General features: G+C 63.0%; 11 protein-coding genes. 10 read left to right on the forward strand and 1 reads right to left on the reverse strand.

All coding sequences use genetic code 11. The annotated features are described in order from the left end of the window. Window positions 1-151: 151 nt before the first annotated feature. Genes AC07OO_RS10130 through leuB form a run of 4 tightly spaced genes read left to right on the forward strand, consistent with a single transcriptional unit; the run spans window position 152 to window position 4352 of the window. The gene (locus AC07OO_RS10130) at window positions 152-1087 is read left to right on the forward strand and encodes a LysR family transcriptional regulator (RefSeq protein WP_495081980.1); all 936 of its coding nucleotides are present in this window, start codon (window positions 152-154) and stop codon (window positions 1085-1087) included. A gap of 28 nt (window positions 1088-1115) precedes the next feature. Then, window positions 1116-2564, forward strand: coding sequence for a 3-isopropylmalate dehydratase large subunit (gene leuC, locus AC07OO_RS10135; RefSeq protein WP_495081981.1), 1449 nt, complete (start codon window positions 1116-1118; stop codon window positions 2562-2564). A 25-nt stretch (window positions 2565-2589) separates the two neighbouring features. After that, window positions 2590-3240 (forward strand): 3-isopropylmalate dehydratase small subunit, encoded by a 651-nt coding sequence (gene leuD / locus AC07OO_RS10140; RefSeq protein ID WP_495081982.1) that lies wholly within the window; start codon window positions 2590-2592, stop codon window positions 3238-3240. Between the two features lie 41 nt (window positions 3241-3281). Next, entirely contained in the window at window positions 3282-4352 is a 1071-nt protein-coding gene (leuB, locus tag AC07OO_RS10145; RefSeq protein ID WP_495081983.1) for a 3-isopropylmalate dehydrogenase, read from the forward strand. Here the strand turns inward: leuB and AC07OO_RS10150 are convergent. Continuing rightward, window positions 4349-4741: a DUF1801 domain-containing protein gene (locus AC07OO_RS10150; protein ID WP_495081984.1), complete on the reverse strand. Its 393-nt coding sequence runs from the start codon at window positions 4739-4741 to the stop codon at window positions 4349-4351. The genes leuB and AC07OO_RS10150 overlap by 4 nt on opposite strands. A gap of 321 nt (window positions 4742-5062) precedes the next feature. Between AC07OO_RS10150 and asd the strand changes: the two genes are divergently transcribed. From asd to trpA, 6 genes are all read left to right on the forward strand, one after another. Next, the gene (gene asd, locus AC07OO_RS10155) at window positions 5063-6193 is read left to right on the forward strand and encodes an aspartate-semialdehyde dehydrogenase (RefSeq protein ID WP_495081985.1); all 1131 of its coding nucleotides are present in this window, start codon (window positions 5063-5065) and stop codon (window positions 6191-6193) included. Between the two features lie 236 nt (window positions 6194-6429). Continuing rightward, window positions 6430-9111 carry a motility hub landmark protein FimV gene (locus AC07OO_RS10160; RefSeq protein WP_495081986.1) on the forward strand — a complete coding sequence of 894 codons (2682 nt, stop codon included), beginning with the start codon at window positions 6430-6432 and terminating at the stop codon, window positions 9109-9111. Window positions 9112-9176: 65 nt separating this feature from the next. Further along, window positions 9177-9959, forward strand: a complete 783-nt coding sequence (truA, locus tag AC07OO_RS10165) for a tRNA pseudouridine(38-40) synthase TruA (protein WP_495081987.1) — start codon at window positions 9177-9179, stop codon at window positions 9957-9959. Next, window positions 9956-10657 carry a phosphoribosylanthranilate isomerase gene (locus tag AC07OO_RS10170; protein ID WP_495081988.1) on the forward strand — a complete coding sequence of 234 codons (702 nt, stop codon included), beginning with the start codon at window positions 9956-9958 and terminating at the stop codon, window positions 10655-10657. The genes truA and AC07OO_RS10170 overlap by 4 nt, the downstream gene beginning before the upstream one ends. Window positions 10658-10707: 50 nt before the next feature. Further along, complete coding sequence (trpB, locus tag AC07OO_RS10175) at window positions 10708-11967, forward strand: tryptophan synthase subunit beta (protein ID WP_495081989.1); 1260 nt, start codon at window positions 10708-10710, stop codon at window positions 11965-11967. A 2-nt stretch (window positions 11968-11969) separates the two neighbouring features. Beyond that, window positions 11970-12791 carry a tryptophan synthase subunit alpha gene (gene trpA, locus AC07OO_RS10180; RefSeq protein ID WP_495081990.1) on the forward strand — a complete coding sequence of 274 codons (822 nt, stop codon included), beginning with the start codon at window positions 11970-11972 and terminating at the stop codon, window positions 12789-12791. The last annotated feature ends 47 nt before the right edge of the window (window positions 12792-12838 follow it).

A 12838-nucleotide genomic window follows, 5' to 3' on the forward strand; every position in this document is an offset into this window, starting at 1 on the left:
GTGGCGCCTGCCCCACTTCCGTCTTCTTAGCGCTCCCACCCCCTGCAGACATGGCTTACCACATCTACCATCGCAAAACGCGATGTCAAAGCACACAATACCGTAGCAAAATGCGAACATTCATCGCCATCAGCGATGGCTTTCGAAAAAAATGACCACCCCCACCCGCAGCTTCGCCCGCCGCATCGACCTGACCTCGCTGCAGCTCTTTGCCGCCGTCTGCGAGCTGGGCAGTATCGGCCGGGCGGCGGAGCGGGAGTTCATTGCCCCCTCGGCCCTGAGCAAGCGGCTCAGCGACCTGGAGGCTGCTGTGGGCAGCGCGCTCTTGCACCGGCATTCGCGCGGCGTGCACCTGACACCGGCCGGGCAGAACCTGCTGCACCATGCGCGCAGCGTGCTGTTCAGTGTCGAGCGCATGCAGGCCGAGTTGAGTGAGTACGCCGACGGCGCGCGCGGTCAGGTGCGGGTACACGCCAGCATCTCGGCCACGGTGCAGTTTTTGCCCGAAGACCTGGGCGCCTTCGTCCACGCCCACCCGGGCATCAAGATCGATCTGGAAGAGCACTTGAGCAGCGAGGTGGTACGCGCGGTGCAAGAGGGGGCGGCCGACTTCGGCGTGTGCAACACGGCCGACGGTGCGGGCGAGTTGCAGACCCTGCCTTACCGGCAGGACCAGTTGGTGCTGGTCGTGCCCACAGGCCACACCCTGTCCGCGCAAAAAGAGGTGGCATTTGCCGACACGCTGGCCTATGACCACGTGGGCCTGCAGTCCAACAGCTCCATCTATGTGGCCATGCGCCAGGCAGCAGCTACGGCGGGACAGACCATCAAACTGCGCATCCAGGTGAGTGGTCTGGACGCCATGGGCCGCATGATCCGCAACGGCCTGGGGCTGGGCGTGATGCCGCTGCGCGCCTTCAGCTTGACGCACGGCGCCAGCGGTGGGCTCAGTGCCTTGGCGCTCAGCGATGCCTGGGCCAACCGCCGCATCGAACTGGTGGCCCGCGATTTCTCCACGTTGCCGCGCACCGCACGGCTGCTGGTGGACCATCTCAACACCTCCGCCTCGCCCGAGGCCGCGACCTAAAATTGCTTTTCACAAGGAAGACCACGCCATGGCACGCACGCTTTACGACAAACTCTGGGACGACCACGTTGTCCATACCGAAGACGATGGCACGGCCATCCTCTACATCGACCGCCACCTGGTGCACGAGGTCACCAGCCCCCAGGCCTTTGAGGGCCTGCGCGAGGCGGGCCGCAAGGTCTGGCGCGTCAGCTCCATCGTGGCCACGGCCGACCACAACACGCCCACCACTGGCTGGGAACGCGGCTACGACGGCATTGCAGACCCCACCAGCAAAGAGCAAGTCACGACGCTGGACGCCAACATCAAGGAGTTTGGTTCCGCGGCATTTTTCCCTTTCCTGTCCAAGCGCCAGGGCATCGTCCACGTCATCGGGCCCGAAAACGGCGCTACGCTGCCCGGCATGACGGTCGTCTGTGGCGACTCGCACACGTCGACACACGGCGCCTTTGGCGCGCTGGCCCACGGCATTGGCACCAGCGAGGTGGAGCATGTGATGGCCACGCAAACCCTGCTGGCCAAGAAGGCCAAGAACATGCTGGTCAAAGTGGATGGCGCGGTCGCCCCCGGTATCACCGCCAAGGACATCGTGTTGGCCATCATCGGCAAGATCGGTACCGCGGGCGGCACCGGCTACACCATCGAATTTGGCGGCTCGGCCATACGCGCGCTGTCCATGGAAGGCCGCATGACGGTCTGCAACATGGCTATCGAAGCGGGCGCTCGCGCGGGCCTGGTGGCCGTGGATGAAAAAACCATTGACTACGTGAAAGGCCGCCCCCTGGCCCCCGGCGCCAACGCCACCAGCCCCGGCGCGGCCGCAGTAGAGTGGGACCAAGCCGTGGCTTTCTGGAAGACGCTGCACTCCGACGCCGGCGCGCATTTCGACACCGTGGTGGAGCTGGACGCGGCCCAGATCGTGCCGCAGGTCACCTGGGGCACTTCGCCCGAGATGGTGCTGGGCGTGGACGCCCGCGTGCCCGACCCCGACAAGGAAAAAGACGCCAACAAACGCGGCGCCATCGAACGCGCGCTGACCTATATGGGCCTGGAGCCCGGCAAGGCGCTGGACGATGTGTTCGTGGACAAGGTCTTCATCGGCTCCTGCACCAACAGCCGCATCGAAGATATGCGCGAAGCCGCTGCCGTGGTCAAGAAGCTCGGTCAGAAGGTGGCCAAGAACATCAAGCTGGCGATGGTGGTGCCCGGCTCCGGCCTGGTGAAGGAACAGGCCGAGCGCGAAGGCCTGCACGAGATCTTCAAGGCCGCCGGCTTTGAGTGGCGCGAGCCCGGTTGCTCCATGTGCCTGGCCATGAATGCCGACCGCCTGGAGCCCGGCGAGCGCTGCGCCTCCACCAGCAACCGCAATTTCGAAGGCCGCCAGGGCGCCGGTGGCCGCACCCACCTGGTCAGTCCGGCCATGGCCGCAGCCGCCGCCATCCACGGCCATTTCGTCGACATCCGCAAGTTCGCCTGAGCCCCATACCAAGGACAGACACACCATGAAATCCTTCACCATCCACCAGGGCCTGGTTGCGCCCATGGACCGTGAGAACGTCGACACCGACGCCATCATTCCCAAGCAATTCCTCAAGTCCATCCGCAAGACCGGCTTTGGCCAAAACCTGTTTGACGAATGGCGCTACCTGGACGCGGGCTTTCCCGGCCAAGACCCGGCCAGCCGCAAACCCAACCCCGACTTTGTGCTGAACCAGCCACGCTACGCAGGCGCCTCCATCCTGTTGGCGCGCAAGAATTTTGGCTGTGGTTCCAGCCGCGAACACGCGCCCTGGGCCATAGACCAGTACGGCTTTCGTGCCATCATCGCGCCCAGCTTTGCCGACATTTTTTTCAACAACTGCTTCAAGAACGGCCTGCTGCCCATTGTGCTGAGCGAAGCACTAGTGGACCAGTTGTTCAATGAAGCCGCAGCCTTCCCCGGCTACCAGTTGACCGTCGATCTGGAGCGCCAGGTCATTGTCAAGCCGCAAGGTGAGACCATCCCGTTTGATGTGCAGGCTTTCCGCAAGTACTGCCTGCTCAACGGCTTTGACGATATCGGCCTGACCCTGCGCCACGCCGACAAGATCAAGGCCTTCGAGGCCCAACGCCTTGCGCAAAAACCGTGGCTAGCCCACGTCATGTCTTCGTAAGCAGCTATCAATTACAGAGCATTTCCACGAGAACCTAACAAATGAAAATCGCAGTATTGCCCGGTGACGGCATTGGTACCGAAATCGTGGCCGAGGCCGTCAAGGTCTTGAACACCTTGGACCTGAAGTTTGAAATGGAAACCGCCCTGGTCGGCGGTGCCGCCTACGAGGCCCATGGCCACCCCCTGCCCGAGGCCACGCTCAAGCTGGCCAAGGAAGCCGACGCCGTACTGTTCGGCGCCGTCGGCGACTGGAAGTACGACAAGCTGGAGCGCCAGTTCCGCCCCGAGCAGGCCATCCTGGGTCTGCGCAAGAACCTGGGCCTGTTCGCCAACTTCCGCCCCGCCATCTGCTACGAGCAACTGGTGGGTGCCTCCAGCCTCAAGCCCGAGCTGATCGCTGGCCTGGATATTCTGATCATCCGCGAGCTGACCGGCGACATCTACTTCGGCCAGCCCCGCGGCCGCCGCGTGGCCACCGATGGCCACTTCCCCGGTGCCGAGGAAGCGTTTGACACCATGCGCTACAGCCGCCCCGAGATTGAGCGCATCGCCCATGTCGCCTTCCAGGCCGCGCAAAAGCGCAGCAAGCGCGTCACCAGCGTGGACAAGAACAACGTGCTGGAAACCTCACAACTGTGGAAGGACGTGATGGTCGAGATCGGCCAGCAGTACCCCGACGTGGCGCTGGACCACATGCTGGTCGACAACGCCGCCATGCAGCTAGTCAAGGCGCCCAAGAAGTTTGACGTGCTAGTGACCGGCAATATGTTTGGCGACATCCTCTCGGACGAAGCCTCCATGTTGACTGGCTCCATCGGCATGCTGCCCTCGGCCAGCCTCAACAGCGCCAACCAGGGCCTGTACGAACCCAGCCACGGCAGCGCGCCCGACATCGCCGGCAAAGGCATTGCCAACCCGCTGGCTACCATCCTGTCCGCGGCCATGATGCTGCGCTTCAGCCTCAACCAGGCCGCCGCCGCCGACCGCATCGAAGCGGCCGTGCAAAAGGTGCTGGCCCAAGGCCTGCGCACCGCCGACATCTATAGCGAAGGCACGACCAAGGTCGGTACCGCACAGATGGGGGATGCGGTGGTGAAGGCGCTGGCCTAACGAGCCGCACGCGTCGGGTCGCCCACGGTCTGGTTCAGGTGTACTGCCTCCTGGACCAGCCGCAAGACCGTCTCACGCTCCACGGGCGTCTGCTCCAGGATCGTGAACGTGGCCAGCTCATACTTGCCGCCGGGTTTCAGGCGCGGCTCGATGTGGCGCAAGCGCTGCCCGCGGAAGAAACCAAACAACAGCCGCGTGGGTTCCGCACGGATCAGCAGCACCGGGCCGTTCGCGAAGTAGACCAGGTGCCCCCACTTGAGCCGCTCTTCCAATACGGGCGAAGCCTCTTGCACCGCGTGGCGCAGGGCCTCGGCGTAGCTTTGCGGCCAGCCGCTCAAGCAGGTGATGTATTCGTCGGGCGTGGTGGCGGGGGTCAGAATCATCTTCATAGCGGGCAGGCTCCTGCATGGATGGCGCGACCACTATAGCGGGCAACCAACAGTCCGTAACCCATTTGTCACCACCATGGCGGGATTTGCAGCCATCTCCGTTATACTGGCCTCATGTTTGCCGCCCGCCCGTTCCCTCTGAACACCGCTTCTGCCGCCCTGGCAGGCGTGGCTATGCGCGCAATCTCCACCAAAACCACGACCATTAAAGGCTGACACAGCCCGGTTCGTCGTGCGCCCTCCCCGGCCTGACGAGCCGGGCCAAACCAGTCTGGTCAGCATGCATTTCATTGTTTGTTGTTAACTAGAAAGGGCGTTGATATGAGCAAGTTGGTAGGTTTAGTCGGCTGGCGCGGCATGGTCGGCTCGGTGTTGATGGACCGCATGGTGCAGGAGAAGGATTTCGATCTAATCGAACCCCTGTTCTTCTCCACCAGCAATTCCGGCGGCAAGGCGCCCGCACAAGCCAAGAATGAAACCACGCTACAAGACGCGTTCAACATCGACGCGCTGAAGCGCTGCGACATCATCATCAGCGCCCAAGGTGGCGACTACACCACCGAAGTCTTCCCCAAGCTGCGTGGTGCCGGCTGGAACGGCCACTGGATCGATGCCGCCTCCACGCTGCGCATGAAGGACGATGCCGTCATCATCCTGGACCCGGTCAACATGCCCGTCATCAAGGACGCCCTGGCCAAGGGCGGCAAGAACTGGATCGGCGGCAACTGCACCGTGAGCTGCATGCTGATGGGCGTGGGCGCGCTGTACAAGGCCGGTCTGGTCGAGTGGATGAGCACCCAGACCTACCAAGCTGCATCTGGCGGCGGCGCGCAGCACATGCGCGAACTGCTGACCCAGTACGGCACGCTGAACGCCGAAGTCAAAGCCCTGCTGGACGACCCCAAGAGCGCCATCCTGGAAATTGACCGCAAGGTCATCGCCAAGCAGCGAGCACTAACTTCCGCTGAGACGGCCAATTTTGGTGTGCCACTGGGTGGCTCGCTGATCCCCTGGATCGACAAGGACCTGGGCAATGGCATGTCCAAGGAAGAGTGGAAAGGCATGGCCGAAACCAACAAGATCATGGGCATGGGCGAAGGCTTCAACAGCCCCGCCATCCCCGTGGACGGCTTCTGCGTGCGCGTGGGCGCGATGCGCTGCCACAGCCAGGCCCTGACCTTCAAGCTCAACAAGGACGTGCCTGTGGCCGACCTGGAAGCCATGATGGCGGCCGACAACGAGTGGGTCAAGGTCGTACCCAACACCCGCGAAGCCACCATCAAGGACCTGACGCCTGTGGCCGTGACTGGCACCATGACCATCCCGGTCGGCCGGGTGCGCAAGCTCGCCATGGGTCCGCAGTATGTGGGCGCATTCACAATTGGTGACCAATTACTGTGGGGAGCCGCGGAACCATTGCGCCGCATGCTACGGATTTTGCTGTCCGCGTAATTAAAATCAAACCCGGGAGCATCGACACAGATTACACTCCCGGGTCGTTGTCGCAAGGCAACAAAAGAGTACCTAGATCAAGGTCGGCTGACACCGCTTGCAAAGTTAAGCGCTTTCTTAGCTTGTCAGCCTAAGACATTGATGTTATGGTACTTTTTACGTTTTGAGAGTCTGGCTATTGGGCCGCAGATAAGCATAGTAATTGCGGCTCGCGAGCAGCACCGGAGGCATATAAATTGATAGCAAAGTCACATCGTTGGCAAAAAACCGCTGTAGCGGCTGCGGCCATTGCGCTACTCGGCCTTTCCACCCCTGGGGCTTGGGCGCTGTCGCTTGGCCGCATTACGGTTCAGTCAGCTTTGGGCGAGCCGTTGCGTGCGGAAATCGACGTACCCGACATCAATGCCGAAGAGGCCGCTTCGCTCAAGACCAGTGTCGCCTCACCTGAAGCATTCACTGCCGCCGGCCTGGAATACAACTCCGCCATGTCCAGCCTGCGGGCCACTTTGGAACGCCGCGCCGATGGCCGGGCCTATATCCGCCTGAGCAGTGACCGCCCGGTCAACGATCCCTTTGTGGACATGATCATTGAGGCCAGTTGGTCTTCCGGTCGCATCTTGCGCGACTACACCATGCTGTTCGATCCCCCGGTGACGCGCAGCAAGCCTGCCACGGCGACAGCCACATTGCCCCAAACTTCCGCAGCGACGTCCACGCCCCCCAGCGCACCGCGTGCGCCCGCAACGGCGCCGCTGTCCAACGAGCCTTTCCGCACCCAGCCCCCCTTCAAGTCGGCCGCACCCAGTGCCCCGCCCAAGCCTGCGGCATCGGCAGAGGATGCCAAGCGCATCGTCGTCAAATCGGGCGATACGGCCGGCAAGATTGCCGCCAACAACAAACCTGCTGGTGTGTCGCTGGACCAGATGCTGGTCGCTCTGTTGCGTGCCAACCCCGATGCATTTGTCCACAGCAACATCAACCGCATCCGCGCGGGCGCCGTCATGGACCTGCCCTCGACCGAACAGGCCCAGGCACTGTCGGCCGCAGAAGCCACGCAGACTGTTATTGCCCAAAGCAAGGACTTCAACGAATTCCGCCGCAACCTGGCCACCAATGCACCCACCGCAGCCGTAGCCGCACCCGCACGCAAGACCAGTGGTGCCATCGACACCAAGGTTGAAGACAAGAAGACCGCTGCAGTCACACCCGACAAATTGACGCTGTCCAAGGGCTCGGTGCAAGCCAAGTCGGAGGACGCCAAGATCGCCAAGGAGCGCGCGGACAAGGAAGCCGCCGTCCGCGCCAACGAGATTAACAAGAACATCAGCGACCTGAAGAAACTGGGAAGTGCCAGTGCAACAGCCCCCGCGGCCCCAGCTTCCCAGCCCAAGCCCGCTGCGGCACCTTCCATGCCCGCAGTGGCAGTGGCCGTAACGCCACCCGTACCGGCCGCTGCACCGTCCAAACCTGCAGCCCCAGCCTCCACTCCAGCACCCGCCGCATCTGCGCCGGCACCTATTGCGCCGGCTGCCTCGGCACCCGCTTCGGCACCCGCTTCGGCACCCGCATCTGCACCAGCCTCTGCGGCCCCCGCTCCGGCACCCAAGCCCGCCGTGCCCGCACCGCAGCCGCTGGAAGAAACCAGTTTCGTCGACGACCTGCTGGGTAACCCCTGGCTGCCCTATGGTGCTGGCGCCTTCATCGCCGCTCTGGGTGGTTTCGCGTTCTGGCGCACCCGCCAGCGCAAGAACAGCCAGTCCCACATGGACAGCTCCTTCCTGGAAAGCCGCCTGCAGCCCGATTCGTTCTTCGGCGCCAGCGGTGGCCAGCGTGTAGACACCAACAACGAGAATTCGGCCACTGGTTCCTCCATGGTCTACTCCGCCAGCCAATTGGATGCCGCAGACGATGTGGATCCGGTTGCCGAGGCTGATGTGTACCTGGCCTATGGCCGTGACCTGCAAGCCGAAGAAATCCTGCGCGAGGCTGTGCGCACCAACCCCGGTCGCCTGGCTATCCACACCAAACTGCTGGAAATCTTCGCCAAGCGCCGTGATGCCAAGAACTTCGAAGCCAGCGCCACGCAAGCCTTCCAACTGGCCGGTGCCAATAGCCCCGAATGGACCCGCATCTGCGAAATGGGCATGGGCTTCGACCCTGGCAATCCTTTGTACCAGCCCGGCGGTGCCCCCGTCCACGGCGCAACCCAGCCAGTGGCTGCGGCAGGCAATTCCGGCTTCGGTGGCAGCACCGTACCCCAACCCGCACGGGCGGATGCAGGCGAGTCCGTATCGGGCGTAGACCTGGACTTGGACCTGGACTTTTCACTCGACGAACCGGCTGAACCGGCCAGCGCGATCAGCGATATGGCTAAGGACAACTTCAGCCAGGTCAAGGTCGAACAGACCGTCAAGATGCCTGCGCCGGCCGGCAGCAATGCCCATGCCCCCATGGACATGGATATGGACTTCGAGATGCCCGCCGAGGAGCCAGCCCCTGCGCCCGCGCCGGCATACCAGCCCGAGCCTGTAGCCCATGTGGAGATGCCCGAAATCTCCTTGTCCATGGATCTGGACGAGCCCGCACCCGCACCTGCCCCATTGCCCGAGTTCAACCCCACGACACCCGCCCCCGTCGCCGCTGCAGCACCACTGCCGCCCGAGGCCCCTGACTCGGGCATGCTCGAATTCGACCTGGGCTCCCTGTCGCTGGACCTCGACGGCCCAACGACCGAGCGCCCCACCGACGGCCCGGACAGCGTAGGCGAAGACCCACTGGAAACCAAGCTGGCACTGGCCGAGGAGTTCGTGTCCATTGGCGACGAAGACGGCGCCCGCGCGCTGATCGAAGAAGTGGTTGCCGAAGCCACGGGCGAGATGCGCGCCAAGGCGCAACGTGCGCTGGCCAATCTGAGCTAAGCCCCTCTGCCCTCGCGGGCACGGCGGCTTGCTCGTGACAACTCAGACGCAGCAGCATTGTTGCCGTGCGGGTCGCATTAGGTATCAGCTACAACGGACGGGCCTACCAGGGCTGGCAAAGCCAGACCTCGGGCCTGACCGTGCAGGACAAGCTGGAAGCCGCGCTCAGCACCTTTGCCGCCCAACCCGTATCCACGCTGTGCGCGGGTCGCACGGACGCTGGCGTGCACGGCATCATGCAGGTGGTGCACTTTGACACACTGCTGGAGCGCGACACCTACTCCTGGATACGCGGCACCAATGCCAACCTGCCCAAAGACATTGCCGTGCAATGGGCAGTTTTCACCTCCGACGAATTCCATTGCCGCGCCTGCGCAACCTCGCGCCGCTATGCCTATGTGCTGTACGAATCCGTGATACGTCCCAGCATCGACCATGGCCGCGTGGGCTGGGCCTTCCGCTCGCTGGACCTGGATGCCATGCGCAAGGCTGCAGACATCCTGATCGGCGAACACGACTTCACATCCTTCCGGGCCTCGCAATGCCAGGCCCTGACGCCGGTCAAGAACCTGATGGAGATCGCCTTCAGCAAGCGTGGCGCGTACTGGCGTATCGAGTTCGAGGCGAATGCATTCCTGCACCATATGATCCGCAACATCATGGGCTGCCTGGTACAAATCGGCCAGGGCAAAAAGCCCCCCGAATGGATGGCCGAGGTGCTGGCCGCCCGCGACCGCCGCGCGGCTGCGCCAACGTTTTCGCCCGACGGCCTGTACTTCCTGGGCCCACGCTACGACGCCAAATGGGGTATCCCCGACCGAGCACCTGCGTATGATGGTTTGCCATGACACACCAATCCCGGACCCGAATCAAGATCTGCGGACTGACCCGCGAAGACCAGGTCGACGCGGCCGTGGCCGCTGGTGCCGATGCGATTGGCTTTGTGCTGTACGCCAAGAGCCCGCGCGCAGTCACGGTGGAGCGCGCGGCCGAGCTGGCCAAACGTCTGCCTGCCTTTGTAACCCCAGTGCTCCTGGTCGTCAATGCACCTGCTACAGAAGTGATAGCTGCATGCTCAATGATTGCGGGGGCTACCGTTCAATTCCACGGAGACGAGACGCCGTTAGACTGCCATCTGGCCACGCTGGAGAGCAAGCGCCCCTGGTTGCGTGCAGCCCGCATTCCGCTGGGCGATGGTGCTGCCAGCTTTGACCTCGTACAATTCGCCCACGATTACTCAAACGCCCAGGCCATTCTGCTCGACGCCCATGTCGACGGATTCGGCGGCGGCGGCAAGGCATTCAATTGGTCACTTCTTCCTCCAAGCGTCGACGCTCACCTCGTCTTGAGTGGTGGACTCACACCTGCAAACGTGGGCGATGGGATCGCGCAGCTTCGGCCGCGCTGTAAGACGCTGGCCGTGGATGTGAGCTCCGGTGTAGAAGCCGTGGACGCTCAGGGTAAGCCCCTCAAGGGCATCAAAGACCCCAACAAGATTTTTCAGTTCGTTGCCGCCGTGCGCGCAGCGGATCAGCTATTCACCTAACCGCAGGTCAGTCCTTTATTGTCGGTACTGGCCTCTCCGGAAAGAAGACCATGTACGACTACCAACAACCCGATGCCACGGGCCACTTTGGCAAATACGGCGGCAGCTTTGTCTCCGAGACACTGACCCACGCCATCAATGAGCTGAAAGACGCTTATGCGAAGTACCAGCACGACCCGGCCTTCCTCGCCGAATTCCAATCCGAGCTGGCCCACTATGTAGGTCGCCCTTCCCCGGTCTACCACGCAGACCGCATGAGCCGTGAAATGGGCGGCGCGCAGATCTTTCTGAAGCGTGAAGACCTGAACCACACCGGCGCCCACAAGGTCAACAACACCATTGGCCAAGCCATGCTGGCGCGCCGCATGGGCAAGCCGCGCGTAATCGCTGAAACTGGCGCTGGCCAGCACGGTGTGGCCACGGCCACCATCTGCGCGCGCTATGGCCTGGAATGCGTGGTCTACATGGGCAGCGAAGACGTCAAACGCCAAAGCCCCAACGTCTACCGCATGAAGCTCTTGGGCGCCACCGTGGTGCCCGTCACCAGCGGCAGCAAGACACTGAAGGATGCGCTGAACGAGGCCATGCGCGACTGGGTCGCCAATGTGGACAACACCTTCTACATCATTGGTACCGTGGCTGGGCCACATCCTTATCCGATGATGGTGCGCGACTTCCAGAGCGTGATCGGCAACGAATGCCTGGTGCAAATGCCCGAGATGCTGAAGGCCGCCGGTTGCAAGACCGAACAGCCCGACGCCGTGATGGCGTGTGTGGGTGGTGGCTCCAATGCGATGGGCATCTTCTACCCCTACATCCCGCACGAAAACACGCGCCTGATCGGCGTGGAAGCAGCCGGCGAAGGCCTGGACAGCGGCAAACACAGCGCCAGCATCCAGCGCGGCAGCCCGGGCGTGCTGCACGGCAACCGCACCTACGTGCTGCAGGACGACAACGGCCAGGTGACCGAAACGCACAGCATCAGCGCGGGCCTGGACTACCCCGGCGTGGGCCCGGAGCACGCCTTCCTGGGCGATATCGGCCGCGCGGAGTATGTGGGCATCACCGACAAGGAAGCGCTGGATGCCTTCCACTACCTGTGCCGCACCGAAGGCATCATCCCTGCGCTGGAATCCAGCCACGCCGTGGCCTACGGCATGAAGCTGGCCAAGACGATGCGACCCGATCAATCGGTGCTCATCAACCTCTCCGGCCGTGGCGACAAGGACATCGGCACCGTAGCTGATCTGTCGGGTGATGACGTCTATGACCGGCCGTCCATGCGCGGCCACGTGGTGAAGGGAGCCTGAACATGAGCCGCATCACTACTACCTTCTCGGCACTCAAGGCCCAGGGCCGCAAGGCGCTGATTCCCTTTGTCACCGCCGGCTATCCCTACGCGGATGTGACGCCTGAACTGATGCACGCCATGGTGGCGGGCGGAGCCGATGTCATCGAACTGGGCGTGCCCTTCTCCGACCCCAGCGCCGATGGTCCGGTCATCCAGAAAGCCGGCGACAAGGCCCTGGCCTTTGGCATTGGCCTGGTCCAGGTGCTGGCCATGGTGCGCGCATTCCGCACGACCAACAGCACCACGCCCGTAGTGCTGATGGGATACGCCAACCCGGTGGAGCGCTACGACCAGAGACACATGGCCCCCGGTGTCAAAAGCTGCTTTGTGCGCGATGCGTCAGAAGCCGGTGTGGACGGTGTGCTGATCGTCGATTACCCGCCCGAAGAATGCGAAGACTTCGCCGCCGACCTGCGCGCCCATGGCATGGACCTGATCTTCTTGCTGGCCCCCACCAGCACCGAGACCCGCATGCAGCAGGTGGCCCGCGTGGCCAGTGGTTATGTGTACTACGTGTCGCTGAAGGGCGTGACCGGTTCCGGCGCACTGGACACCGGTGCGGTGGAAGCCATGCTGCCCACCATCCGCAAACACATCAGCACGCCGGTGGGCGTCGGCTTTGGCATCCGCGATGCGGCCACGGCCAAGGCCATCTCCAAGGTGGCGGACGCGGTGGTCATCGGCAGCAAGATCATCCAACTGCTGGAAGACCAGCCGCGTGACAAAGTCGGTTTCATAGCGCAAAATTTCCTCACAGAAATACGGACCGCTTTGGATTCATAATGGCACCCTTGCGGAACCGGGGACGGTTCCGCCTCGCGATGAAGGAG

The organism is Rhodoferax sp. GW821-FHT07G04 (assembly GCF_059418585.1).

Coding starts and splice junctions, on each gene's coding strand:
- AC07OO_RS10170 (WP_495081988.1), top strand. CDS start 9,956: ATGACACACCAATCCCGGACCCGAATCAAGATCTGCGGACTGACCCGC.
- leuB (WP_495081983.1), top strand. CDS start 3,282: ATGAAAATCGCAGTATTGCCCGGTGACGGCATTGGTACCGAAATCGTG.
- AC07OO_RS10150 (WP_495081984.1), bottom strand. CDS start 4,741: ATGAAGATGATTCTGACCCCCGCCACCACGCCCGACGAATACATCACC.
- AC07OO_RS10130 (WP_495081980.1), top strand. CDS start 152: ATGACCACCCCCACCCGCAGCTTCGCCCGCCGCATCGACCTGACCTCG.
- trpA (WP_495081990.1), top strand. CDS start 11,970: ATGAGCCGCATCACTACTACCTTCTCGGCACTCAAGGCCCAGGGCCGC.
- leuC (WP_495081981.1), top strand. CDS start 1,116: ATGGCACGCACGCTTTACGACAAACTCTGGGACGACCACGTTGTCCAT.
- asd (WP_495081985.1), top strand. CDS start 5,063: ATGAGCAAGTTGGTAGGTTTAGTCGGCTGGCGCGGCATGGTCGGCTCG.
- leuD (WP_495081982.1), top strand. CDS start 2,590: ATGAAATCCTTCACCATCCACCAGGGCCTGGTTGCGCCCATGGACCGT.
- trpB (WP_495081989.1), top strand. CDS start 10,708: ATGTACGACTACCAACAACCCGATGCCACGGGCCACTTTGGCAAATAC.